The organism is Curtobacterium sp. MCLR17_007, from assembly GCF_003234655.2.
GTDB lineage: Bacteria > Actinomycetota > Actinomycetes > Actinomycetales > Microbacteriaceae > Curtobacterium.
This window is the reverse complement of sequence record NZ_CP126271.1, coordinates 1,268,886-1,293,490: the sequence shown is the minus strand read 5'-3', so window position 1 is coordinate 1,293,490 and position 24,605 is coordinate 1,268,886. Positions and strand designations below refer to the sequence as shown.

22 protein-coding genes are annotated in these 24,605 nt (G+C 72.1%); 5 read left to right on the top strand and 17 right to left on the bottom strand.

Going from position 1 to position 24,605, the window contains the following annotated elements; genetic code table 11:
• Positions 1 to 89: 89 nt before the first annotated feature.
• From rlmN to DEJ13_RS06180, 9 genes are all read right to left on the bottom strand, one after another.
• A complete protein-coding gene (rlmN, locus tag DEJ13_RS06220) occupies positions 90 to 1,331 on the bottom strand; it encodes a dual-specificity RNA methyltransferase RlmN (protein WP_056121653.1) in 1,242 nt (413 codons plus the stop codon).
• A 44-nt stretch (positions 1,332 to 1,375) separates the two neighbouring features.
• Complete coding sequence (locus DEJ13_RS06215) at positions 1,376 to 2,365, bottom strand: C40 family peptidase (protein WP_284158158.1); 990 nt, start codon at positions 2,363 to 2,365, stop codon at positions 1,376 to 1,378.
• Positions 2,366 to 2,526: 161 nt separating this feature from the next.
• Positions 2,527 to 3,402, bottom strand: coding sequence for an alpha/beta fold hydrolase (locus DEJ13_RS06210; protein ID WP_111107046.1), 876 nt, complete (start codon positions 3,400 to 3,402; stop codon positions 2,527 to 2,529).
• A 115-nt stretch (positions 3,403 to 3,517) separates the two neighbouring features.
• On the bottom strand, positions 3,518 to 4,432 hold the full coding sequence (locus DEJ13_RS06205; RefSeq protein ID WP_111107045.1) for a phosphogluconate dehydrogenase C-terminal domain-containing protein: 915 nt from the start codon (positions 4,430 to 4,432) through the stop codon (positions 3,518 to 3,520).
• Positions 4,429 to 5,259: a sugar phosphate isomerase/epimerase family protein gene (locus DEJ13_RS06200; RefSeq protein WP_111107044.1), complete on the bottom strand. Its 831-nt coding sequence runs from the start codon at positions 5,257 to 5,259 to the stop codon at positions 4,429 to 4,431. Before DEJ13_RS06200 ends, DEJ13_RS06205 begins: the two co-directional genes overlap by 4 nt.
• A complete protein-coding gene (locus DEJ13_RS06195; RefSeq protein ID WP_220037590.1) occupies positions 5,256 to 6,032 on the bottom strand; it encodes a triose-phosphate isomerase family protein in 777 nt (258 codons plus the stop codon). The genes DEJ13_RS06200 and DEJ13_RS06195 overlap by 4 nt, the downstream gene beginning before the upstream one ends.
• An 11-nt stretch (positions 6,033 to 6,043) precedes the next feature.
• The gene (locus DEJ13_RS06190) at positions 6,044 to 6,526 is read right to left on the bottom strand and encodes a ribose-5-phosphate isomerase (protein WP_111107043.1); all 483 of its coding nucleotides are present in this window, start codon (positions 6,524 to 6,526) and stop codon (positions 6,044 to 6,046) included.
• 29 nt (positions 6,527 to 6,555) lie between these two features.
• Positions 6,556 to 8,277 (bottom strand): dihydroxyacetone kinase family protein, encoded by a 1,722-nt coding sequence (locus DEJ13_RS06185; RefSeq protein ID WP_111107042.1) that lies wholly within the window; start codon positions 8,275 to 8,277, stop codon positions 6,556 to 6,558.
• Positions 8,274 to 9,659 (bottom strand): MFS transporter, encoded by a 1,386-nt coding sequence (locus DEJ13_RS06180; protein ID WP_220037589.1) that lies wholly within the window; start codon positions 9,657 to 9,659, stop codon positions 8,274 to 8,276. The genes DEJ13_RS06185 and DEJ13_RS06180 overlap by 4 nt, the downstream gene beginning before the upstream one ends.
• 139 nt (positions 9,660 to 9,798) lie before the next feature.
• Between DEJ13_RS06180 and DEJ13_RS06175 the strand changes: the two genes are divergently transcribed.
• Both DEJ13_RS06175 and DEJ13_RS06170 read left to right on the top strand, forming a co-directional pair.
• Positions 9,799 to 10,545: a FadR/GntR family transcriptional regulator gene (locus tag DEJ13_RS06175; RefSeq protein WP_111107041.1), complete on the top strand. Its 747-nt coding sequence runs from the start codon at positions 9,799 to 9,801 to the stop codon at positions 10,543 to 10,545.
• 18 nt (positions 10,546 to 10,563) lie between these two features.
• Positions 10,564 to 11,412 (top strand): DUF6807 family protein, encoded by an 849-nt coding sequence (locus DEJ13_RS06170; protein WP_111107040.1) that lies wholly within the window; start codon positions 10,564 to 10,566, stop codon positions 11,410 to 11,412.
• 70 nt (positions 11,413 to 11,482) lie between these two features.
• Here the strand turns inward: DEJ13_RS06170 and DEJ13_RS06165 are convergent, their stop codons facing one another.
• From DEJ13_RS06165 to DEJ13_RS06155, 3 genes are all read right to left on the bottom strand, one after another.
• Entirely contained in the window at positions 11,483 to 12,148 is a 666-nt protein-coding gene (locus tag DEJ13_RS06165) for an SDR family NAD(P)-dependent oxidoreductase (protein ID WP_111107039.1), read from the bottom strand.
• 74 nt (positions 12,149 to 12,222) lie between these two features.
• A complete protein-coding gene (locus DEJ13_RS06160) occupies positions 12,223 to 12,594 on the bottom strand; it encodes a DUF2255 family protein (RefSeq protein ID WP_111107038.1) in 372 nt (123 codons plus the stop codon).
• An 86-nt stretch (positions 12,595 to 12,680) separates the two neighbouring features.
• Positions 12,681 to 13,379, bottom strand: coding sequence for an SGNH/GDSL hydrolase family protein (locus tag DEJ13_RS06155; protein WP_181437042.1), 699 nt, complete (start codon positions 13,377 to 13,379; stop codon positions 12,681 to 12,683).
• Positions 13,380 to 13,479: 100 nt separating this feature from the next.
• Between DEJ13_RS06155 and DEJ13_RS06150 the strand changes: the two genes are divergently transcribed.
• The gene (locus tag DEJ13_RS06150) at positions 13,480 to 14,130 is read left to right on the top strand and encodes a DUF1345 domain-containing protein (RefSeq protein ID WP_258374109.1); all 651 of its coding nucleotides are present in this window, start codon (positions 13,480 to 13,482) and stop codon (positions 14,128 to 14,130) included.
• Positions 14,131 to 14,209: 79 nt separating this feature from the next.
• Here DEJ13_RS06150 and DEJ13_RS06145 read toward each other — a convergent pair whose 3' ends face one another.
• The 3 genes from DEJ13_RS06145 to DEJ13_RS06135 form a co-directional block, all read right to left on the bottom strand.
• Positions 14,210 to 16,111 carry a DUF7402 domain-containing protein gene (locus tag DEJ13_RS06145; protein ID WP_111107036.1) on the bottom strand — a complete coding sequence of 634 codons (1,902 nt, stop codon included), beginning with the start codon at positions 16,109 to 16,111 and terminating at the stop codon, positions 14,210 to 14,212.
• A 222-nt stretch (positions 16,112 to 16,333) separates the two neighbouring features.
• On the bottom strand, positions 16,334 to 18,145 hold the full coding sequence (locus DEJ13_RS06140; RefSeq protein WP_111107035.1) for a BCCT family transporter: 1,812 nt from the start codon (positions 18,143 to 18,145) through the stop codon (positions 16,334 to 16,336).
• A 103-nt stretch (positions 18,146 to 18,248) separates the two neighbouring features.
• The gene (locus tag DEJ13_RS06135; RefSeq protein ID WP_111107034.1) at positions 18,249 to 19,724 is read right to left on the bottom strand and encodes an MFS transporter; all 1,476 of its coding nucleotides are present in this window, start codon (positions 19,722 to 19,724) and stop codon (positions 18,249 to 18,251) included.
• A 121-nt stretch (positions 19,725 to 19,845) separates the two neighbouring features.
• On the opposite strand from DEJ13_RS06135, the gene DEJ13_RS06130 reads away from it, so the two are divergent.
• Positions 19,846 to 20,478 (top strand): TetR/AcrR family transcriptional regulator, encoded by a 633-nt coding sequence (locus DEJ13_RS06130; protein ID WP_220037588.1) that lies wholly within the window; start codon positions 19,846 to 19,848, stop codon positions 20,476 to 20,478.
• A gap of 18 nt (positions 20,479 to 20,496) precedes the next feature.
• On the opposite strand, the gene DEJ13_RS06125 is transcribed toward DEJ13_RS06130, so the two are convergent.
• Positions 20,497 to 21,243 (bottom strand): alpha/beta fold hydrolase, encoded by a 747-nt coding sequence (locus tag DEJ13_RS06125; protein ID WP_258374108.1) that lies wholly within the window; start codon positions 21,241 to 21,243, stop codon positions 20,497 to 20,499.
• Positions 21,244 to 21,293: 50 nt separating this feature from the next.
• Positions 21,294 to 22,475 carry an MFS transporter gene (locus DEJ13_RS06120; protein ID WP_284158154.1) on the bottom strand — a complete coding sequence of 394 codons (1,182 nt, stop codon included), beginning with the start codon at positions 22,473 to 22,475 and terminating at the stop codon, positions 21,294 to 21,296.
• A gap of 230 nt (positions 22,476 to 22,705) precedes the next feature.
• Between DEJ13_RS06120 and DEJ13_RS06115 the strand changes: the two genes are divergently transcribed.
• Entirely contained in the window at positions 22,706 to 24,487 is a 1,782-nt protein-coding gene (locus tag DEJ13_RS06115) for a helix-turn-helix domain-containing protein (RefSeq protein ID WP_146245246.1), read from the top strand.
• The last annotated feature ends 118 nt before the right edge of the window (positions 24,488 to 24,605 follow it).

The following is a 24,605-nucleotide window of genomic DNA, read 5'->3' as shown; positions in this document are numbered from 1 at the left end:
GGTCCGCGGCGTGCCGGGGCGACCCCGGGAACGACGGGAGGCACGGTGCGGACCCGCACCGTGCCTCCTGTCCGTGACGGACGCCGTGTCTACTCAGCCGCCGCGAGCTGACCGCAGGCGCCGTCGATCTCCTTGCCGCGGGTGTCGCGCAGCGTGGTCGGGATGCCCGCGGCGTTGAGCCGACGGACGAACTCGTCCTGCACGTGCACCTCTGATGACGTCCACACCGAACCCGGCGTCGGGTTGAGCGGGATCGGGTTGACGTGGACCCAGCCCTTGCCGCGCTTGTTGAGCTTCTCGGCGAGCAGGTCGGCGCGCCAGGCGTGGTCGTTCATGTCCTTGATGAGCGCGTACTCGATCGAGACCCGTCGGCCGGTCTTGACGTAGTAGTTGTGGGCGGCGTCGATCGCCTCGTCCGCCTTCCACTTCGAGTTCACCGGGATGAGCTCGTCGCGAAGTTCGTCATCCGGCGCGTGCAGCGACAGCGCGAAGGTGATCGGGATGCCCTCGTCAGCGAGCTTGTTGATGGCGGGCACGAGCCCCACGGTCGACACGGTGATGCCACGCGCGCTCATCCCCAGGCCGTGCGGCTGCGGGGCCACCATGGTGCGGACGGCATCCATCACGCGTTTGTAGTTCGCCAGGGGCTCCCCCATGCCCATGAACACGATGTTCGTCACCCGCTCGGCGTCGACACGGTCCTTGCCGCCCTTGCGCGGATCGCCCCCGAGCTCCCCCGCCGCGATGGCCGCGTTGGCACGGACGATCTGCTCGATGATCTCGGCGGTGGACATGTTGCGCGTCAGCCCCTGCTGCCCGGTGGCGCAGAACGGGCAGTTCATGCCGCACCCCGCCTGGGACGAGACGCAGAGCGTGATGCGTCCGGGATAGCGCATGAGCACGGACTCGACCAGGGCGCCGTCGTGCAGCTTCCAGAGGAACTTGATCGTGTCGCCCTTGTCCGTCGCGAGACGACGGGTCTCGGTCAGGAGGGGCGGGAGCATGCCCGCGACGAGTTGGTCGCGCTGGGCCGCCGGCAGGTCGGTCATCTGCTCGGGGTCGGACGTGTAGTGCGTGAAGTAGTGGGTCGACAGCTGCTTGGCACGGAAGCCGGGCAGGCCGAGTTCCTTGACCTTGGCCTCGCGCTCGGCGACGGTGAGGTCCGCGAGGTGCTCCGGGGGCTTGCCGCGCTTGGGCGAGGCGAACTGCAGGAGCGGGCGGCCCTCGCCGTCGGTGGCCTGGGTCCAGCCCTCGGTCCGCGGGCGCACCTGCGGGCGGGCCGAGCGGGCGGCCTGCTGTTCCTCGAACGGGGTGCGGGTCTCGGTGGCCATCACTCCAGGATACGGGACGCGCTGCAGGGCGCGGGCGTCCGGCGTCAGGAGCCGGCGGGCAGCAGTCGTGCGAAGTGGTGCGCGGCCGAGTACATCGGCACGATGTCGACGACCTCGCCAGGGTGCGGGGCCTGCAGCACGAGGCCATCGCCGAGGTACAGGCCGACGTGGTCCTCGTTGTCGTAGACGACCATGTCGCCCGGCTTCGCCTCGGAGTCGGGGATGGTGGTCGCGGCGGCGTCCTGCGTGGGGACGTAGTGCACGAGCTGGATGCCGACCGCCTGGTACGCGACCATCGTCAGGCCCGAGCAGTCGATGCCCGCGTGGCTCGCGCCGCCCTCGACGTACGGGTCGCCCAGGTACTGCAGCGCGGTCTCGAGGACCGTCGCCCGGTCGCCGCCGGCGGAGAGCGCCGCGGAGATCGCGGACTCGGCCTGGGCGGTGGTGACGCCGAAGCGGGTGACGAGCGTCGGGTAGGACACGACGGTAGTCGTCGTGGTCGCCGTCATGCTGTCGGTCGACGTGACCGGGATCTCGACGTCGTGCGCGACCGTGTAGGTCTGGAGCTGCTCGGACGTCGTGCTGAGCCGCGGAGCCGTCGGCTCGGGGGTCGCCGCGTTCGCGGGCATCGAGAGGGTGAGCGCGGAGGTGAACGCCAGGGCTGGCGCGAGGATCAGCGCGGCGCGCTTGGCGTTCGCCGCACGACGGACGTGGCGGGGGTCGAGGGCGCGCTCGGCGCGGAGGGACCCGGTGCGCGAGAGGAAGGCTGCGCCGGCCGTCGCTGCGCCGGCCTTCGCTGCGCCGGCCTTCTGTCCGCCGGCCGGGGGCGTGGTCGCGGCTGTGGAGCGGACCGGGTGCAGCGCGACCACGCGGGCGGGCTGCTCGTGCTCGACGTAGCTCGAACGGGCGAGCGCCGGCCCTGATGCGGCACGGCGTCCGCGGGAGCGGGGTGTCGCAGCGGGGGAAGGGGAGGGGGACGGAGCGGGTGCTGACCGGCGGTCGTCGGCTGCAGCGGGCAGAGCGTGGCGTCCCATGGTTCCTTCCGGGTTCGGGTCACCGCCTCGGGGAGGGGGACACGGAAAGATAACGTATTGGTCACGGACCGGGTCCTGGCTGGGGAAGTGACCCCGTTTCCTGCGGTGCGTCACAGGGAACGACAGACCGCCAACGGGACGGGCTGCGGCCGCGCGGGACCTCAGCGAGCGAGGTGCTCGACCGCGCGGGCCTGCACGGCAGCGGCGTCGACGTGGTCCCACAGCGCGAAGTGCGTGCCGCCCGGCAGCAGCACGAGTTCGGCGTCCGGGACCTCGCTAGCCGCACGGGTGCTGTGTGACACGTCGACCTCGGTGTCCGCGTCGCCGTGCAGCACGAGCACGGGAGCGGTGACCCGGTCGAGCTGCAGCGACCCGATCGCCGCGAAGGTCCGGACGTCGTTCTCCCACCCGGCGCGGTGCGCCCCGGAGCTGTTGCCCGTGGCCGCCATGTCGAGCAGGAAGGCGCGGCGGTCGGCGTCGTCGAGCACGCCCTCGACGTGGTCCTTGAGTCGGCGTCCGCGCAGGCGGCTGACGCCGGAGACTGCACCCCCGACGACGGCCCGCGGCAGGTGCCGGGCCGCCCAGCCCGACAGACTGGCACCGAGGGCCGTGTGGGCGACGAGGTACTCCCCCGGCCCGGTGCGCGACGGCACCCACCGACCGCTGACCGCCGACGCCGCGACGATCGCGGTGACGCGGTCCGGGTGTCGGACGGCCAGACGGAACGCGGCGGGTCCGCCACCGGACCAGGCGAGCACGCCGACGCGGTCGATGCCCAGCCCGTCGAGCACCGACGCCAGCAGGTCCGCCTCGTCGTCGATGGACGCGTGCTCGGGGTCGATCGGTGTGCCGAGGTAGCCCGGTCGCGACAGGAGCACGCTGCGGAACCGGTCCTCGGGCAAGAACCGGCTCATGACCTCGGCGGCGTCGATCCCCCCGGGTGACCCGTGCAACACGAGCACGGGTGACCCGGTCCCGCGCACGGCGGTCTCCACGCGTGCGGCATCGCCGGTGATCACACACGGCTCGCTGGTCATGCGCCGAACCTAGTCGCGGCGCCCAAGGACGGGCCGTGGCTGTCCGGTGACGGCACACAGGCGGAGCGCCCGGCCCCCGCACGACGGCGGACACCGGGCGCTCCCGACAGCCGGACTAGCGCTTGACGGCGTCGATCTTCAGCATCTTGGCGATGACGCTGTCGAGCTCGCTGTCGTCGAAGACCTGCTTCCAGTCCTCCTTGATGAGCTTGTCGCGGCCGTAGCCCATCGCGATGTGGCAGGCGTCGGAGAACGGGTTCGACCCGCGCAGGCCGTTCGTCAGCGCGATCCAGGTGTGGCCGTAGAGCATCGCTCGGGCGGCCTCGCGGGGAACGCCGACACCGGTCACGGTCTCCTCGAGCGCGTCGTTGAGGAAGTCGCCGATCATGCAGGCGATCGTCTCGACCAGCGTCGGCTCGAGCACGGCGAGCTGCTTGACGGTGACCCAGTGCACCTGGATGACGGGGGCGTACATGGTCGTGATGACGGCCTCGGCGATCGCCTTCGCGCGGTCGCCCTCGTCGCCGAGCGACTCGGACGCGTCGAAGGCCGCGATGACCTCCTGCGGGGCGGCGATGCCACCGAAGGTGTCGTCCCACTCCTCCTTGGTGGTGCGCTCGAGGAACACCGACGGGTGGCACGGGTGCGCCACGGCGTAGTGGACGTCCTCGCGCTTCGCGAGCAGGCCTGCGTAGGCGGCGGCCGGGTCGAGCGTCAGGATCGTCGCACCCGGCTTCATGGCCGGGACGAGCTGCTCGGAGATGCTGCCGAGCAGGACGTCGGGGACGGCGAGGACCACGACGTCGGCCGCGGCCGCTGCGTCGAGGCTGTCCGTGACGGAACGGCCGAGGCCCTGGATGCGCTCCTGCCCGGCGGACGAGGCCTCGCTGTAGAGCGTCGTGTACTCGCTCTTGGCGAAGTTGTTCGACACGCGGGTGCCCATCTTGCCGCCGGCACCGATCACGGCGACGGTGACGTCGGCGGTGCCCGAGCCTGCGGCGATGGTGTGCGTGGTGGCGATGTCGGTCATGATTCCCAGCTCCTGGTGTACTCGATGGTCTGTGTGGTCCACGCCGCCTCGGTGCGGGTGGTGGTCTCTGCGGGGTCCCCGGTCGGTCCGACGGTGGCGTCCTGCCACGGGAGCCAGAACTCGATGACCCGGTTGATGCCGCGCACGTCGGGCGCGATGGCGGCGCGGACGGCGGCGTGGTCGATGCGACCGGTGCCGATCGGCACGCCGGTGTACTGGAACCCGACCCAGCCGGGCGACCGGGTGAAGTCGGCGTCCTTGACGTGCCAGTTCACGACGTACGGCAGGCACGCCTCGACGACGTCGGACGGGTGTTCCAGGTTGGCGACGGTGTTCGCCGGGTCGAGGCAGATCCCGAGCGACGGCGACCCGACCGCGGCGACGAGGGCGACGAGCTCGGCGGTGGGCACGACCTCGTACGTCTCGAGGGCGAGGACCACGCCGGCCGCCTCGTACGCGGGCAGGGCCTCGCGCACGCGCCGTTCGGTCTCGGCGGCCGAGGGCAGGTCGTCCCCGGAGCTCCACATCGAGCGGACCAGCGTCGCTCCGAGCGCGAGGGCGATGTGGAGCCAGCGCGCGAGGTGAACGGGCGCGGTGCCCCTGGTCCCGACCTCGAGCGTGAGCCCGAGCGACGCCGCGAGTTCACGGATCGATGCCAGACGCTCGTCCGACGCGGTGTCGAGCGGCGGGTGGTCGCAGATCTGGAACAGGTCGACACCCTGGGCGGCGGCGTCGCGCATCGCGTCGTCGAGGGACATCGGCGACGGCACGCGGTCCGACATCCGCCAGAAGTAGGCGTAGGTGGAGAGGCCGAGCAGCGAGGTCATGCGCCCACCACCAGTGCCTCGGCCTCGTCGAGGATCGTCCGGATCGCCGCGGGGTCGTGGGCGAAGCGGCCGAGGAACAGCCCGCCGATGCGGCCCTGCCCGCGCGTGAGCAGCCCGGGTCCGGCGCTGCCGCCGTAGACCACCACGCTGCCGTCGAGCTCGGGCCGGGTCGCGAGGTGTGCCTCGATGCCGGCGAGGACCTCGACGATGTGCTCGTCCGGCGCCGGCTGCGGTGCTCCGATCGCCCAGACCGGCTCGTAGGCGACGATGACCGGTCCCGCGAGGTGGTCCGCGACGGCCGTCGCGACGAACCGGTCGAGCTGGCCGGTGACCTCGGCGATCGTGTCCGGACGGGAGGACCGGGTCGGCTCACCGACGCAGATCAGGGGACGCAGGTGGTTGCGGAAGGCGGCGTGCACCTTCCCCGCGACGTCCTGGTCCGACTCGTGGAACAGGGAGCGACGCTCCGCGTGCCCGATCTCGACCAGGTCGACACCGATCTCGGCGAGCTCGCGGCCGGAGACCTCACCGGTGAAGGCACCCTCGTCGGCCCACGCCAGGTCCTGGGCGCCGAGCAGCACCGGAGTGCCCTCGAGCGCTGCCCGGACCGGGACGAGCGACGGGAACGTCGGGATCACGAACAGCTCGACCGCGCCGCTGGTGACGGCGGGGTGCGTGCGGGCGACATCGGCCACGGCGGACGCCCACGCCAGCGTCCGGGCGTGCCCGAAGTACATCTTCAGCGACACCCCGATCGTCAGTCGGGGCGTCACCGTGGCCAGGCTCACGCGTCGGTCCCGACCGGGGCGCTGCCGTCGTACTGGCAGATCGCGTTGACCTTGTCGGCGCTCGCGGACGTGGCGTCGAACTCGTAGCCGAGCCACTCCCTCGCCATCCGGCGGGCGACCTCGACCCCGACGACCCGCTGGCCCATGCAGAGCACCTGCGCGTCGTTCGACAGCACCGAACGCTCGACGCTGAAGGAGTCGTGCGCGGTCACGGCGCGGATGCCGGGGACCTTGTTCGCCGCGATCGCCACACCGAGGCCGGTGCCGCAGATCAGGATCGCCCGGTCCGCCTCGCCGGCGGCGACCATGCGGGCCGCGTCGACGGCGACGTGCGGGTAGGCGGTGTGCCCGTCCGCGTCCACTCCCACGTCGACCACGGACACGACACGGGGGTCGGCCTCGAGGTCCCGCTTGATGATCTCCTTGTAGTCGAAGCCGGCGTCGTCCGAGCCGACGACGAGACGGAACTGGGTGCTCATGGGTGTGCCTTTCGTGTGGTGCGTGCTGGTCAGGCCGGGACGGCGATCGTCGACAGGACGGCCGCGGTGATAAGGGCGAACGAGACCGCGCCGGCGTCGGGCGTGCCGACCGCGTCCTCGCCGTGGGTGCGGGCCCGACCCATGCGGGGCAGGAGCGCCGCGGTGGCGTCAGCAGCGTGCTGGGCCGCGTCCGAGGCGGCGGTCCACGCCGTGACGAGGTCCTCACCGGCCGCGACCCGGGCGGCGAGCACGTCGTCGAACGGGACGAGCGCGTCGACCATGGTCTTGTCCCCGACGAACGCGCCGAAGGCGAGGACCGCCTCGGCGGCGGCGTGCACCGCGCCCTGCACGGTGGCGGGCGACGGACGCTCCTGGTCCCCGATGACGCGACCCATGGCCTCCAGGGCGGCACCCCAGATGGCACCGGACGTGCCGCCGGCCTTGTCGGACCAGGCGTCCCCGGCGATCGCGAGGACGCTGCCGGCGCCCGCGCCGCGCGCTGCGGCGTCGGTCGCGGCCGCGTCGGCGGCGGTGGACCCGCGCTGCATGCCGATGCCGTGGTCGCCGTCCCCGGCGACCGCGTCGATCCGGCCGAGCTCGTCGGCGTGGGCGTCGATCGTGCGGCGGACCGCGGTGACCGCCTCGGCGACGATGCGGGCGGACTGCTGGGACTCGGGCGTGCCCGGGGTGACCGGGACCGCGACACCGGCGGCGAGCACGGACTCGGGCAGTCGCTCCTGCGGGACGGCACCGCCCTTGCGGAAGGCGGGGCTGTCCGCCGGCGCTGCCCACAGTTCCTCGAGTTCCGCGTCGAGCCAGAACAGCGTCAGCGACACCCCGGCCATGTCGAAGCTCGTGACGAGTTCCCCGACCTCGGGCTCGACGACCACGGCGCCGGCCTCCGTGAGGAGCCGCTGGACCGTGGCGTAGACGACGAAGAGCTCCTCGTACTTCACGCTGCCCAGACCGTTCAGGACCGGCACGACGTGGGCGCCGTCGACCGCGACGCCGTCGGGCATCTCGGTGAGGAGCTTCTCGACCAGCAGGGTGGCGAGTTCCGATGCGGTGGGGACGTCGGTCTCGTCGATGCCGCGTTCGCCGTGGATGCCCATCCCGATCGCCATGCGGCCCTCGGGGACGGTGAAGAGCGGCTCGTCGGCGCCGGGGAGGGAGCAGCCGGAGAACGCGACGCCGAAGCTGCGCGTGCGGTCGTTGGCGCGTTCGGCGATCGCGGTCACCTCGTCCAGGGTCCTGCCCTGCTCCGCGGCGGCACCGGCGACCTTGAAGACGCAGAGGTCCCCCGCGATGCCGCGCCGCTTGCGTGCCTCGTCCGCCGGGGCGGAGGCGACGTCGTCGGTGACGCGGACCGTGCGGACCTCGATGCCGGCGTCGCGCAGCGCACGTTCGGCGGCGTCGAAGTTCAGGACGTCGCCCGCGTAGTTGCCGTACGACAGCAGCACGCCGCCGCCGTGCTCGGACGCCTTCGCCACCGCGGTGACCTGCTGGGCGCTGGGGCTGGCGAAGAGGTTGCCCATCGCGGCGCCGGCGGCCAGTCCGTGGCCGACCAGACCGCCGAAGGCCGGGTAGTGGCCGGAGCCGCCGCCGATGACCAGGGCGACGGTGCGGTCCGGGCTGGTCGTCGACCGGGCGACGCCGCCGTGCACCCGCCGGACCCGGGCCCGGTTCGCGGAGACGAAGCCGTCGACCATCTCGTCGGCGAAGTCCGCCGGGTCGTTGAACAGGCGGGTCATGCGCCGATCTCCTGGGCCACGGCACGCTCGGCGTCGGCCGTGGTCGGCGCGTCACCACCCAGGCGGTGCTGGCGCGAGACCACCACCATGAGGATGCTCGACAGGACCATGAAGAAGCCGACGATGAACATCGGCACCTGGTAGCCACCGGTCCACTCGCTGACCACACCGGTGATCAGCGGGGCCGCGAAGCCACCGAGGTTGCCGACGGTGTTGATGAGGGCGACGCCGGCCGCCGCCGCTGCTCCGGTGAGGAACTGCGTGGGGACGGTCCAGAAGTTCGGCAGCGCCGCGAAGATCGCACACGCCGTCACCGCGATGACCGCGACGGTGGCCGCCGGGGAGTTCATGAACAGCGCGACGGGGATGCTCAGGCCGCCGATGAGGGCGGGGAGCGCGATGTGCCAGACCCGGACGCCGCGGCGGAACGCGTCGCGGGACCAGAAGTACAGGACGACCGCGGCGGGGATGTACGGGATCGCCGTGATCATGCCCTTCTGGAACAGGTCGAACGTGGTGCCGAACTGCTCCTGGAAGCCGTCGATGATCGTCGGCAGGAAGAAGCTCAGCGCGTAGAGGCCGTAGATGAAGCCGAAGTAGACGAACGCGAGCATCCAGACACGACCGTTGCCGAACGCGGCACGCAGGCCGCCCTTGCCGTGGCCGTCGTTCTTGGACTGGTTCTCCTTCGCCAGGGCGGTCTCGAGCCAGACCTTCTCGTCCTCGTCGAGCCACTTCGCCTGGGACGGCTTGTCCTTGAGCACGAACAGGCACAGGATGCCGACGATGATCGCCGGGATCGAGACGCAGAGGAACATGAAGCGCCAGCCGGCGAGCCCGCCGAGCAGGCCCTCGTGGGTCATCAGCCACCCGGCGAGGGGCGAGCCGATCACGCTGGTCAGGGGCTGCGCGAGGTAGAACAGCGCGAGCATCTTGCCGCGGTGGCGGGCGGGGACCCAGGTCGACAGGAACAGGATCGCCCCCGGGAAGAACCCGGCCTCCGCGATGCCGAGCAGGAAGCGCAGCCCGACCAGCTGCGGGTAGTTCTGCACCCACGTGAAGAGCAGCGAGACGATGCCCCACGTGATCATGATGCGGGCGAGCCAGATGCGCGCGCCGAACTTGTGCAGGGCCAGGTTCGACGGGACCTCGAGCACCAGGTACCCGATGAAGAACACACCGGAGGCGAAGCCGAACTGCGCGGCGGTGAGGCCGAGGTCGGCCTCCATCCCGTTCGGGGCCGCGAACGAGATCGCGGTGCGGTCGAGGAAGTTGATGAAGAACATCAGCGCCACGAAGGGCACGATGCGGATGGCGATCTTCCGGATGGTCGTCTTCTCGACGACCGAGGTCGGGATGCCTCGGGTGGCGGGGATGTCCACGGTGACTCCTGCTGGGGGGAACGACGTTGGTCGGGGATGGAACTCGACCATCCTGCGCGGTTCGCATCGAGTTGTCAACCGGTTGACCAATATCACCGCACGACGGTGCCGGGGAGGGTCGCACCGCTACGCTCGGCACATGCCCGCGTTCAGCGAGAACGACCCCCTCAACATCCGGCTCGAACTGGAGTCCGTGGCGACGGGGTCGCCCGCGTCGGAGGTCGCCCGGCAACTGGTGGGTCTGCTGACCGCGGGAGACCTGGCTCCGGGTTCCCGACTGCCGTCCGAGCGGGTGCTGGCCGAACGGCTCGGTGTCGGCAGGTCGGCCGTGCGCGAGGCCCTGGCGGCGCTCGAGATCCTCGGCATCGTGCAGATCCGGCCCGGGTCGGGGACGTACCTGCAGGGCGGCACGTCCGACCTGCTGCCGACGACGCTGTCGTGGGGCCTCATGCTCGCCTCGAACCGCACGCGGGAGCTGCTCGAGGTGCGGTCCTCGCTCGAACGCACGGCGGCGATCCTGGCGGCGCAGCGCGCGACGCCGGAGCAGATCGAGGAGCTCGGCGAGTACCTGCAGCGCCAGGAGGCGACGCTCGACGACCCCGAGGCCTTCATCGACGCCGACGTGCGGTTCCACGTGCTGCTCGCGCGGGCCGCCGGCAACGAGGTGATGGCCGACCTGCTGCAGAGCCTCCGATCGATGCTCAGCGTGTGGGTCGGACGCCGCGTCCGCACCCGCGAGGCCACCCAGGCCGCGTACGACGAGCACCGCGCGATCTTCGAGGCGCTGCGGACCGGGGACGTGCTCGCCACCCAACGAGCGATGGACGAGCACATGGCCACGGCGAGCGCCCGCATCGAGCACGCCGACCCCGTCGCCGCCGAGTAGCCCCGGCAGGCTCGATCCGTGACGACCACCCGAGACCAGGTCCTGCACCGCTGGGAGCTCCGCGGTGCCGGAGGCGCCCCGATCGTGGTCGCGACCGAGACCGACGGCGGCGGCACGGCGCCCACCTCGGTCCCGCGGCCCTCCCTGCACCCGGTCCGGACCCTCGGCGGCACAGTCGTCAGCGCAGATCACCCCGACGACCACGACTGGCACTCCGGCGTCGGCGTCGCGATCCCGGACGTCGACGGTGCGAACTGCTGGGGCGGCCCCACGTTCGTCCGGGACACGGGCTACGTCTGGCGGGACGACCACGGGCGGGTGACGGTCGAGCGCGCAGCGGTGGACGGCGACACCCGGACGACGGAGCTCGCGTGGCGCGGACACGACGGACGACCCCTCCTGCTCGAGGAGCGCGTCACCGCATGCCGTGGGCTCGGCACCGACGCATGGGAGCTCCGGACGTCCTCGACGTTCCGGACGGCCGGCTCCACCCCGGTGCGGCTCGGCGGCCCGGGCAGCAACGGCCGCGCCGGCGCCGGGTACGGCGGGCTGTTCTGGCGGTTCCCCGACTGCGCCGACATCGACGTCCGGACGGCGCACGGCCGGGGCGAGACGGCCGTGCACGGCTCCGTCGCACCGTGGGTCGCGTGGTCGGCGGACTTCGCCGCGGGTCCGGCGACGGTGGTCCTGCAGGCCCTCGGCCACGCCGACCCCTGGTTCGTGCGCGCCGCGGAGTACCCCGCGATCGGCTCGGCCCTGGCCTGGTCCACCGCCGCGACCGTCCGGCCGGGCGTCCCACTGGTCCGCGCGTTCCGCGCGGTGGTGGCGGACGGGCGCGCCGATCCCGTCGCGCTGCTGCGGCGGTGACGCGCGCCGTGACGGACGGGAGGCCCGTGGCGGCGTCGCCACGGGCCTCCCGTCCGTCGTCTGCGCACGGTCAGGCCGGCAGCGGCTCCGCGTACACGCGGAAGTCGCCGCGGTCCGTGTGCATCGCCCACAGGCGGTCGGCGATGGAGTCGCCCGAGTGGGTGGGCTCACCGTCGTCGATGCCGAACGGGATGATCAGCTGGCCGACGTGGATCGACTCGTCGGCGAGCGCGTCGTGCAGGAGCTGCGCGTAGGCGCTCTCCCCCGCGAAGGCGACCGAGGTCCCCGTGACGCGGCCACCGGGGCGCACGGCGCTGCCGCCGTTGACGAACAGCAGCGTGCCGTGGCCGATGGCGCGCATGCCGGGGATCGCCTGGCGGGCGGCGGCGACCGCGCCGTAGACCGAGAACTCGATCGGGCCGACCAGGTCGGCCTCGGTGGTCTCGAGCACCGGGCGCATGTACTCCTTGGCCGGCAGGGGGCTGTACTGCAGCACCTCGATGGGGCCGAGCTCCTCGGTCGCGCGCTCGAGTGCATGGCGGATGGACTCGGGGTCGCGGACGTTGGGCGTGTACCCGGCCGCGCTGTGGCCGTCCTGGCGGAGCTCGGCGGCGAGCGCGTCGACACGGTCCTGGTTGCGGGCGACGAGTGCGACGGCGAAGCCCTCGCGGGCGAAGCGGCGGGCGACGGCGAGGCCGAGGCCCTTGCCGGCGCCGATGATCGCGATGGTGGTCATGCGGTTCCTCTGCGGTTCGGTGGGTGGTCCGGGTCCGACTCTGGCCCGGGGCGGCTGTGACGTCGGGGTGCGGGTCAGCCGCGCGGCTCGATGCGGACGGTCGCCGAGGTCGGGCCGTCCTGCAGCATGGGCGGCAGGTACTCGCTGCCGGCGTACTTGGTCTCGTAGGCGGCGTCGACACGGCTGTTCACGCCGGGGTCCGCCTCGGTGAAGGTCACCTCGTGCTCGGCACCGGCGGCGGTGATCCGTCCCGCGCCCTGGGTGACGGCGGCGCGGTACCAGCGGGAGCGGCGACCGTTGTACGCCCGGGCGTACAGGGCGCCGTCGACGACGACCGACCAGATCCAGGTCGGGGTGCCGTACGTGGTGCCGTCCTCACGGAACGGTGCGACGTGCAGGTCGTCGGTGTCGGCGATGGCGGTGAGGGTGTCGTCGTCCCAGGGCATGGGTTCCTTCCGGTTCGGGGTGTCCCACGGTACGAGGACGCCCGCCGTCGTGACGTGCCCTGGTGGGACACCCCGGCCGGGCGCACTCAGAGCCGGACGCCGGCGCGGCGCAGCGCCCGCTCGACGACCCGGGTGAGCACCTGCTGACCGGCGACGGTGGGGTGCTCGCTGTCCGCCTGCAGCAGGTCGGCGTGGCCGGCGAGCGGTTGCCCGAGGTCGACGAACCGGCCGCCGTCGGCCTCGACCGCACGCCGGAGGCTCGTCGAGCTCTGCGCGACCTCGTCGGGGACGTCGCCGGGCTGGTCCCAGAGGGTGGAGAAGCCGACGATGCGGGCGTGCGGCAGCGCCGCGTGGAGCTGGTCGACGGCCTGCCGGGTCGCGGTGTCGATCGCCGCGGGGTCCTGGCCCAGGTCGTTGTCGGAGGACTGCAGCACGACGATCGACGGGTGGACCGCGACTGCCTGGGAGACGAGTCCCGAGAAGTCGTCGCCGCAGTCCCCGTCGACGACGAAGCCGGCTCCGCTGCACGCCAGGTTCGTGACGTCGAGGTGGTCGGCGCGGGCGAGCATCGCCGGCCAGGCGTCGGCGTCGCTGTCGAGTCCGTACCCCGCCATGATCGAGTCGCCGATCGTCGCCACCCGACGCCCGGGCTCGGCGGTCGGCGTCGTGGACCCGTTCGACCCCGCGGACGCCCGGGCGGGGTGCTCGGCGACGACGAACCCGATGCCGACGATGATGCCGAGTGCGCCGATGACCGCCGTGATCGTGGTGCCCGTCCGCCGCATCACCCCAGTGTGCCCGGAGGGTCCATGACCGTCCCGGCCGTTGTGCACGAAGGCTGACAGGGAACGTCGTCGGGACGGGTGCCGGTGCGATGCTGGCCCGGTGGACCTCACCCCGCACGCGCACCGCCCCGAGCGGTACCGCCACCGTCTCCTGCTCATGCTCACCGTCGGGGTCGTCGCCGCCGTCGCCGCCTGGCTGACGGTCGGGGCTCGGTGGGCACCGTCGATCGGGTGGGCCGCCGCGTGCGCGGTGTACGTGGCGACCGCGTGGCCGCTCCTCCGGTTCGACGGACCGCAGACGGGTGCGAGCGCCGCGCGCGAGGACCCCCGTCGCACCGCCTCGGACCTGCTGCTGGTGGGGGCCTCACTCGCCAGCGTCGTCGCCCTGCTGGTCGTGCTCGGCAGTGCCCGGGGGCTCCGCGGTGACGCGCAGGACGCGGCCGCGGCGCTCGGCGTGGTGAGCGTCTTCCTGTCGTGGCTGCTCGTCCAGACGCTCTTCACCCTGCGGTACGCCGAGCTGTACTACAGCGGCATCCCGGGTGGGATCGACTTCAACCAGGACGAGCCCCCGCAGTACTCGGACTTCGCGTACTTCGCCGTCACCGTCGGCATGACGTACCAGGTGTCCGACACGACCATCAGGACGAGCGCGATCCGTCGCGCCACGCTCCGGCACGCGCTGCTGTCGTTCTTCTTCGGCACCGTCGTGATCGCGAGCGTCATCAACCTGGTCGCCGGCCTGGCGTCGTAGCGGTGCGCACGCCGGGTCCGGCGGAAGCAGTGCCGGGCCCGGTGCCGGCTGGCACCGGACCCGGCGTCCGCAGTCCGGCTCAGCCGGAGTACACCTGCAGCTCCGCGAGCCCGACGTTCCGGGTCGACCCGCTCACCCCGGTGACCGTCAGTGTGAGCGACGTGACGGTCCGGGCCGCGAAGCTGACCGTGGTCGCCGCGCCCGCGTTGTCGAGCGCGCCGACGGGGACGGTCGTGCCGTCCGAGAACGTCACGGTGCCGCTGGTGACCTGGTCGTCGGTGTTCGGCCGGTCGTACAGCACCAGACGATCGATGCTCACCGGCGCGGCCCACGTGAGACGCAGCGTCGAACCGGTCCGCCCGCCGTTGGTCGCCCACTCCGCACTCGCGACGCCCGGGTAGCCGTCGATCACCCCGTCGACCGCCTTGTCCGCGGTCTGGGCGGTCGAGGTCGACTGGGACGAGGCGACGACGGTCGCGCTGCCGGCCAGGTTCGTCGTCGACGGCGTGGTCGTCGGTGGCGTGGTCACGGGCGGGGTCGTGGTCGATGCCGGCGTCCAGGCCTGCATCTCGGACAGGCCGACGTTCCGGGTCGTGGAGCTGACACCCGTGACGGTGAGCCGCACGCTCGTGACGGTCTTCGTGCTGAACGCGACCTCGTTCGCGGTCCCGGCGTTCGCCAGGGTGGGGACCGGAACGGTCGTCCCGTCCGAGAACGTCAGCGTGCCGGCGGTGACCTGGTCGTCGGTGTTCGGCCGGTCGAACAGCACGATCCGGTTGATCGCGATCGGTTCCATCCAGGTCAGCTGCACCCAGGTCCCGGTGCGGCCGCCCTGCGACGCCCACTCCGCGGTCGCGGTGCCCGGGTAGCCGTCCGCGACGCCGTCGATGACCTTCGCGGCCCCCTGTCCGCCGCTGGCGTTCTGCGACGACGCGGTGACCTGTGCGGACGCGGCGGCGTTGCCCGCGGACGTCCCGGTCCCACCCGAGGGGTCGGTGCCGGTGCCGCCACCACCACCGGCGGGGTCGGTGCCGGTGCCGCCACCACCCGGGGTGCCCGGCGCGGTCAGGTCGGCGACGACGTGCTGGCGGGGCAGCCACTGTTCCTCGGGTTGCCCCGCACAGGCGGCGGCCGTCTGGCAGATCAGCGAGTCGTACGGGGCGTAGGCGTAGTACGCGGCGGCCTTCGCGGACAGGTCCGCCCCGGTCACGTTGGCGGCCAGCTGCACGGTCGGGTAGCCGAGGTACGGCGTGATCGACACGGAGGGTGCGACGGCGTTCCGCGCGCGCAGCGTGAGCTGGCCGACCGCGTGGTGGTCGCTGTGGTCGGTGTCGGAACCGAAGCCGTCGACGTAGTCCTGCGTGCGGATGACCGTGGGGGCCGCCTTGGTCAGGAGCGCCCCGACGGTGTCGACGAAGGTCTGCTGCGTGTAGGTCTGCGACGGCGACGCCACGGTCGAGATCGTGGGGATCCAGCCCTCCATCAGCTGCTCGAGGCTCTGCCACCCGGTCGCCGAGAACCCGGTCCCGTCGATGTTGCCGTCGGGCAGCCGCATGAACACGAGCTGCACGCTGGGGAGCGCCTTGAGCGTCGACCGCTGCACGGTGTGCCCGGCGACGGTCTCGCGAGTCGTCGTCCACGTGTTCGCGGTGTTCGTCATCGTCGCGTACGCGGCACGGACGCCGGACTCGCGCGCGGTCGAGTACGCGCTCCCGCGGCCGGCGTCGCCCGACGTGACGTACACCGTCGTGGTGCACCACCCGGACGCGGTGACCTTGCCGAGCACGGCCGGGTTCATGAAGAACAGGTCGTCGTCGGGGTGGGCGACCACGGAGATCTGCGATCCGGCGGTGCACGACCCGGCGGCGTCGGCGGACGTGGTGGTCCCGAGGGACAGGGTCGCCGTCAGCGCGGCGACCACCGCCAGAGCGGTGATGGTGAGCGCCCGGAGGCGCGCTCGAGGGCGCAGTCGTAGTCGCATCGTCGTGTCCGATTCCCGCGCGGTCCCAGGGTGGCCGCGATCCTCCGAGAGAACCACCGCACGCCCCGGGTGCGGAAGTACCGCATGGGAACCATGCGGCACACCGCACCGCACGGAACCCCGCAACGGCGCGCATCGGAGCCGCCGACGGGGCTGACCCGACGTCGGACAGGAGGCGCAGTGCCAGCTGGCACCGGGCCTCCTGTCCGACGTCGGGCCGCGTCAGACGCGGTCGGTTCCGGAGGTCGTCGCAGCGGTCGAGTCGGGTGCCCCGTCCGTGACCGGGTCCGGCGACACCGGCTCGGTCAGCACGGCGCCGTCGGCGGGCGCGGAGGCCGCTGCGGTGGGCCGCTCCTGCGGCGTCGGTCGCGGGCGTCCGGACAGCCGGTCGCGCACTGAACGCCACGGGTGCGCGCGACCGGAGCGCTGGGCCGGGCCGTCGACCTCGAGGCCGTAGTAGTCGCCGACGCGCTCGAGCAGCAGCGCACGCTCGGCCCGGTCGTACGCACGACGCTCCCGGGTGAAGGCGATGATCGTCGACCAGCACGTCAGCAGCAGCACGATGCTGAACGGCAGCGCGGTCGTGATCGCCGCGGTCTTCAGCGCGTTCAGCCCGCCGGTCAGCAGCAGCGCGACCGCCAGCAGCGCGGAGACGGTGGCGAAGAACACGCGCAGCCAGTTCTTCGGCTCGATGTCCCCGCCGGACGCGATCATCGCCATGACGAGCGAGCCGGAGTCGGACGAGGTGACGAAGAACACGCCGATGAGCAGGATCGCGCCGAACGTCAGCACGGCCCCGGCGGGAAGCCCGGCCAGCAGGGTGAACAGCGAGCCCTCGACGTCCACGGATCCCTTCGCACCGACCAGTCCCCCGGCACCGTCGGTCTGCCGGTGGATCGCCGCTCCGCCCAGCACCGCGAACCACAGGAACGTCAGCGCAGTGGGGACCAGCAGCACGCCGAACACGAACTGCCGGACCGTCCGGCCCTTCGAGATCCGCGCGATGAAGATGCCGACGAACGGCGCCCACGACATCCACCAGCCCCAGTAGAAGGTCGTCCAGGCGCCCTGCCAGGCCTCACCCGCGGCGCCCTGCTGCGCGCTGACGTTGAACGAGAGCCCGACGATGTTCTGCAGGTAGTTGCCGATCGACTGCACGAAGTCGCGCAGCAGGAACTGGGTCGGCCCGACGATGAGCACGAACAGCAGCAGCGCGGCGGCCAGCAGCAGGTTGAAGTTGGACAGGAGCTTCATGCCCTTGGTCACCCCGGTGACGAGGGAGACGATCGTGAGCGCAGTGATCACGGCGATGATGGCGATCTGGCTGACGATGCTGCTGTCGGCGATGCCGGCGCTCTCGAGCCCCGCACCGATCTGCAGGACGCCCAGACCGAGCGATGTCGCCACGCCGAACAACGTGCCGACCAGGGCGATCACGTCGATGACGTTGCCCCACCCGCCGCGCACCCGATCGCCGAGCAACGGCTCGAGTGCCCAGCGGATCGACACCGGGCGGCCGCGTCGGTGGATCGCGTAGGCGAGCGCCAGGCCGAGCACGACGTAGATCGCCCACGCGTGCAGCCCCCAGTGCAGGAACGTCTGGGTCATGGCCTGTTGCGCCAGCTCACCCTGCGTCCCGGTGACACCAGGGCGTGGCGATGCGAAGTGGCTGAGCGGCTCGGAGACCCCGTAGAAGACCAGGCCGATGCCCATGCCCGCGGCGAAGAGCAGCGCGAACCACGACCCGGTGGAGAACTCCGGTTCGTCGGTGTCCTTGCCGAGCTTGATGTCCCCGAACTTGCTGAACCCGACGAAGATCGAGAACGCGACGAAGAACGCGGCCACGAGCACGTAGTACCAGCTGAAGTTCCGGACGATGCCGTCCTGCAGCGCGAGGAAGGCGGATTCGGCGGTCGCCGGCGCGATGAGCGTCCAGGCGACGAAGCCGAGCACGATGACGGCGGCGGGCCAGAAGACCCAGGTGCGCAGGCGCCGGGTGTCGGTGGCGGGAGGTGGTGATTTCGTCGTCGACATGCAGACCATGGTGCCTGCTGAGCGGTCTCGAAGGCGAACCGGAGGCGCGACCCGCGTCGACGACGCCAGTCGCGCCTCCGGGAAGGCGGCTCTGGAGCCGGAGTCAGTCCGTGACGCCCTCCAGGTCGTCGACGCCGATCGCCCGGGCGTCCTGACGGCGCTTGCGCATCGACGGGGCGACGAGCGCACCGATGATCGCGAGCGCGCCGACACCGGCGCACGCCCAGAAGCCCGTGGTGAAGGCGTCGTCGAGCGGGAGCCCCTGCGCGGTGGTGTTCGAGGAGATGAGCGCCGCGATCACCGCGGTGCCGACGCTCGAACCGATCGTGCGGACGACGGTGTTGGCACTGATGGCCTCACCGGTCTGCGCCGCGGGGACGCTCTCGATGATGGCGTTCGAGCAGGCAGCCAGGGCGAGGCCGATCCCGATGCCGGTCAGGATGCCCGACACGACGACCTGCCACATCTCGCCGTGTGCCAGGGCGGGCAGCACGAAGGCCGCGGTCACCGCGATGCCACCGGCGAGCATGGGGAGCTTCGGGCCGTACCTCCGGACGAGCATGCCCGCGATCGGGCCGGCGATGACCATCATGACGACGGTCGGCAGCAGGAAGAGCCCCGCCTCGGACACCGACTTGCCGAAGCCGTAGCCGATGGCGGTCGGCAGCTGGAGCAGCGTGGGCACGAGGACGAACGTGCCGAACATCGCGAAACCGAAGACCAGGGCGACGACGTGGGCCGTCCACACACCACGGATCGTGAACAGCCGGACGTCGATGAGCGGCGACTTCACGCGGAGCTCGACGAACACGAAGGCGACGAGTGCGACGGCGCCGAGGATCAACAGGCCGATGGTCTTGCCGTCGCCCCAGCCCCAGGTCTCGCCCTCGCTGATCGCGATGAGGAGCGACACGAGCGACACGGTGAGGACACCGGTGCCGACGAGGTCGAGGCGGCCGGGCTTGCGCACTGGCGACTCCGGCATGCCGAAGACGACGCCGAACAGCGCGATCACGACCAGGACGGCGGGCAGCCAGAACAGCCAGTGCCACGACAGGTGCTCGACGATCGGACCGGCGGCGACGATGCCGACACCGGCGCCGATGCCGAAGATCGCGGAGAGCAGCCCGATCGTGACGCTGACCTTCTCCTTCGGCAGCTCGTCGCGGACGATGCCGATCGACAGGGGCATCACCGCACCGGCGGCGCCCTGCAGCGCACGGGCGATGATCAGCACCGTGAGGTTCGGCGCGAGCGCCGCGAGGACGGCACCGGCGAGGAGCACCGCCAGGACCACGATGAGGACCTTGCGCTTGCCGACCATGTCGCCGAGGCGACCGAGGATCGGCGTCAGCACGGATGCGGAGAGCAGGTACGCGGTGAGCACCCAGCTCGCGCTGCTCGTGGAGACCTGCAGGTCCTTGCCGATCGTGGAGAGCGCCGGGGCGACGAGCGACTGCAGGACGGCGAAGGACAGGCCACCGAGCGCAAGGAAGACGATGATCGCGGTGCTGTTCGGGCGGTGCCCGTCGGCGGTGGGCACAGAGCCCGTCCGCGGGCTCTCCATGGTCTGTGACATCGTGCTCCAGTCAATGTAAACGCTTGCTGACCTGACGATGCTAGCCGATCACCGAGAGAAGTCAACAGCCGTTTACGAGGGGTGCTCTGCGCGGTACGGTGGGGGCAACGGAAGGACGACGATGACGATGCAGACACCGACGCCGGTCGAGGACCGCGCCCATCCGGACGGCTCCGGACGGGCACGGGATGCCGGGGCGACTCGACTCCGACTGCTGCAGTCCGCCCGCCGACGGTTCGCCATCAACGGGTACGGGTCCACCACCGTCCGGGACATCGCGAACGACGCCGGCGTGAACGTCGCGTTGATCAACCGCTACTTCACGTCCAAGGAGGGTCTGTTCGAGGCCTGCCTGAGTCGGACCGTCGAGGAGTTCGACGCCCCCGAGGACGATGCCTCGACCATCGACGGGGTCGTCGACCGGATGGTGCGGAAGATCACCGGGGCGCCGAGCGACGAGTCGTCGTTGCAGATGCTCCTGCTCGTCCGGAGTTCGGGAGACGACGGCGCGGATCGCATCCGACGTGAGACGCTCCGGGCCTTCACCGAGCGGATGGCGACCGCGGCGGGCTGGCTGCCGGGAGACCCCGGCACCGAACACCTGTTGCTCCGGGCGCAGGTCGCGATCGCGACGGGGCTCGGCATCGTGATGGTGCGCGCCGCGACCGGACTCGAGCCCCTCACCTCGGCCGCGGCGGAGGACCTCGCAGGCCCACTCAGCGAGGCCGTCCGGGTCCTGCTCGAAGCCCGCTGAGCGTCGTCTGGGGACGTCTCAGAGCACGTCCGCGACCGCCTCGAGGGTCCGGCCGGCGTCCTCGAGCTGCATGTCGTGGTGGATGCCGGGGATCCGGCGGATCCCCCAATCGGCGCGCTCGAGGCGGGCGGCCACGGCATCGGGGACGACCGCGGGCGCGTCGTCCGACAGGACGACCACCGAGGGCACCTCGGGCGGGGCGATCGGGAGCGGGGTGTGCGCGACCTCACGGAAGACGCCGATCGCCATGCCTCCGTCGAACCGCTTCCGAGCGTCGGCGAGTGCCTGCCGGACGGCGGGTGTGTACCCGGCGCGGGCTGCCGCGCTCTTCCGTGCCTGCAGGAGCCCCGCGATGCCCAGTGTCAGTGGTGGGACCGCCCAGAACAGGCGAGCGGCGAGGCCGGTGGTGGGCAGCGCGAGGTGGAAGCCCGGGTCGAGGTAGACGGCTTGCTCGGGACGGAGCCGTCCGACCGCGCGGACCAGCACGGCTCCTCCGAGCGAGTGCCCGACCACGCTGTGCAGCCCGGTCGGCAGCGCCCCGACCAGGTCGTCGGCGAAGTCGTCCAGGCGGTACCGGTCAGCGCGTTCGCTCCGACCGTGCCCGCGGAGGTCGACGGTCGTGACGGTGTACCGGCCCGTCGCCGTCATCCGGTCGACCAGGGGCTGCCAGGTCGCGCCGTCGGCGCCGAGGCCGTGGACGAGCCCGACGTGGTGCTCGCCGTCGCCGGTCGTCGTGGTGTGGAGGCGCATGACTGCAGTCTGCATGGTCGGGTTCCTCGGTGCGCGGCGGACGCGGGGCTCGATGGGACGGGGTCTCAGCGGACGGACTTGATGGGCAGGACCGCCAGCGCGCCCAGGGCCACGAAGACGATGCCCGACACGAACAGCGCCGGGTACCCGCCGGTGACGGACACCAGGCCCGCCGCGATCGAGGGGCTGAGCGCCTGGGGCAGCGTCGTCGCGAGTCCGAGGATCGCCAGGTCACGCCCGGCCGTGCTCGCGCCCGAGGTCATCGACACGGGCAGCACCTCGGTCATCAGCGCCAGGTCGATCGAGATGTACGCACCGAACCCCAGGCCGAGCAGGAAGCTGTAGACGAGAACGCCGGTCGTCGTCGGGAAGACCAGCGGGACGGCGAGACCGATCGCCATGACGACGGACGCCCAGATGATGAAGGGCTTCCGGCGACCGATGCGGTCCGAGAGGACGCCGCTGGTCAGGGCCGACAGCAGCACGCCGATCAGCAGCACGATGCCGATCTGCGCGGCGAAGCCGTTCGACGCGGCGTCGGTCATGCCGATGTAGTCGCGGAGGATGTAGAGGCCGAAGGTCTGCGCACCGTAGAAGCCGATCACCATGAGGAACCGGGCGGCGAACGCCCAGGCGAAGTCGGGGTGCTTGCGGGGGCTGACCCAGAAGCCGCGCAGGAACGCGCCGATGCTCTGTCGCTCAACGACCAGGTCGCGGCTGGACCGGTCGGGGTTGGCGACGACGAAGACGACGACGACCAGGACGACGATCGCCGCGAGGACGATGTACGGCAGCGACCCCGCGCTCGCGAAGCCCCCGGCGACGACCGCACCGACGGCGTTGCCGATGGTGATGCCGAGGCCGATCAGTCCGGACACCCCGCCGCGCTGCTTGGCCGGGTAGCGGTCCGGGACGAGCGCCGTCGCTGCCGCCTGCAGGGCGTTCAGGCCGAGCTGGACCACGAGCCAGATGGCGGCGACGACCACCACGGAGCTCGCCAGGGGCAGGCCGACCAGGAAGCCAGCGGCGAGCAGGGCGCCACCGACCATCCACGGCGAGCGCCGGCCGAAGCGCGAGCGGGTGACGTCGGACAGGGCTCCGGCGATCGGTTGGGCGACGACGTTCGCCAGGAACGCCACCGTCGTCACGATCGCGAGGTTCCCGATCTTGTCCGCGGCGTCGATGTCCGCGACGAGGTTCGGGATGAGGATGCCCAGGCCCCCGGAGTTGATCGCGAGGATCGCCACGTAGACTAGGGCCAGGCCGACCGACAGGCGGCGGAGCCGGACGGGCCGTGCCGAGACCGTGTCCGTGGGGACGTCGACGGTGGGCTTGGTCGGACCTGCGGTGCTGGTCGGGGGGACTGGTGCGTTCATGGGGACTCCTGAGCTGAGGGGCGGCGCTGCCGCTCGCGGATGCTCCACCCTCGCCCCGCGACCCCTGGCCGGACAATGGATCGAGCATCTACACTCCTGCCATGAGAGTGGACGATGCATCCACAGCCCTGGGGTGGCTCGACCTGCTGCTGGAGCAGCCTGACCTGCCGCAGGTCGAAGCGCACCGTGACGCCCTGCTGGCGACGGGGGCCGACCACGCCCAGGTCGACGCCGAGGCCCGGGCCGCCGCGGAACTCGCCGTGCTCGCGCGGGACCGGGGCCGTCGGGTCGCCGAGCTCGCCGCCCTCAACGACATCGCCGGTCGACTGGCCGCGGTCCCCCACCCGGACGACCTGCTCGTCGAGGTCGTCCGTCAGGCACGGCGGCTGCTCGGGGTGGACCTGACCTACGTCGCCCTGCTCGACGAGCAGGAGATCACGATCCACGTCGCCGACGGAGCGCGCTCCCCCAGTCTGGTCGGGACGCGTCTGCCCCGCTGGGTGGGGCTCGTCGGGCAGGTCGTCGAGTCGGGCGCGCCGCGCTGGACCTCCGACTACGGCAGTGACGCCACGCTGGTGCACGAGGAGCGCGCCGACGCCACCGTCGACGAGGAGTCCGTCCGCGGGCTGCTCGGCGTGCCGCTGACCGTGCGCGGCCGGGTCGTCGGGGTGCTGCTGGCCGCCAAGCGCGAAGAACGCCGGTTCGCGCGCCAGGAGATCGGGCTGCTCGGTGACCTCGCCGCGCACGCTGCGGTGGCCATCGACAACGCCCGTGCCGCGGACGAGGTCCGACGCGCGAAGGACACCCTCGAGGTGACGCTGCGTCTGGACGCCGACCTCACCGCCGCGGTGCTCGCCGGCGGGGACACCGCGACGCTCGTGGGCCGGGTGCAGGCGCTGACGGCCGTGCAGATCCGCTGGGTCGAACAGCCCGCCGACGGTGCGGTGGGTGCCGCGCTCGCCCGGGTGGTCGCGACGGGCACGACCTCGGCGGTCGATCTCGCGCCCGGCGTCCTGCAGCCGGTGACCGCGGCGGGTCAGGTCCTCGGCGCCCTCGTGGTCGACGGCCCCGTCCCCGCCGACGTGGCGCTCCTGCTCGAACGCGCCGCACCGCTCATCGCCCTGACGCTCGTCGGCGCTCGTGCTGAGGCCCGTGCAGTGCAGCTCGGCCGGGACATCGCGACGATCGACCTGCTGAGCCGCGCCGAGCCGGACCCCGCGGCCGACCGGCAGCGATGGCGCGGTGCCGGCCTCGATCCGCAGCAGCCGCACGTCGTGGTGGTCGCCGCCGGGGACCCGGACGTCGCGCGCCGGTTCGTCACGGGCCTGCGCCTCGGCGGGCGGTGGGCATCGGCGGTCCACCGCGACCGCCTCGTGCTGGTGGTGCCGCGGGACAGCCGGATCGAAGCCGTGTGGGACAGCCACACCGGTCCGGTCGCGGGGATCGCGGCCGTCGGGACGGACACCGCCGGGATCCGGAGTGCCCACGTCGAGGCGACCCGGACCGCGGACGCCCTGACGGCACTCGGCCGCGACGCCGGGCTCGCCCGGGCGGCCGACCTCGGGGTCTTCGCCGTGCTGCTCAGCCGGACCGGGCGGGACGAGCTCGAGGAACAGACCCGACGCGAACTCGGCGTGGTGTTCGACGAGGAAGCCGTCCGAGGTGTCCCCCTCGTCGAGACACTGACGGTCTTCCTCGACCAGGGGCAGCGCCCCTCGGCGACCGCGGCGGCGCTGCGCGTGCACGTCAACACCGTGTACCAGCGGCTCGGTTCGCTCGACCGGCTGCTCGGGGACGGGTGGCGCGGTCGGGCGCTCGAGCTGCAGGTGCTGCTGCGGCTGTGGCGGGCGGCCCGGGAACTCGACGCCCGACGTCGGGGATGAGGCCCGCCTACCCAACGACGAAGCCCACCGAGTGCATCGTTGGGCTTCGTCGTTCGTTCGGCGGGTGTCTTAAGAACCTCCGGATCCTTGAGACGATGCGGCGGTCGAAGGCACAAGA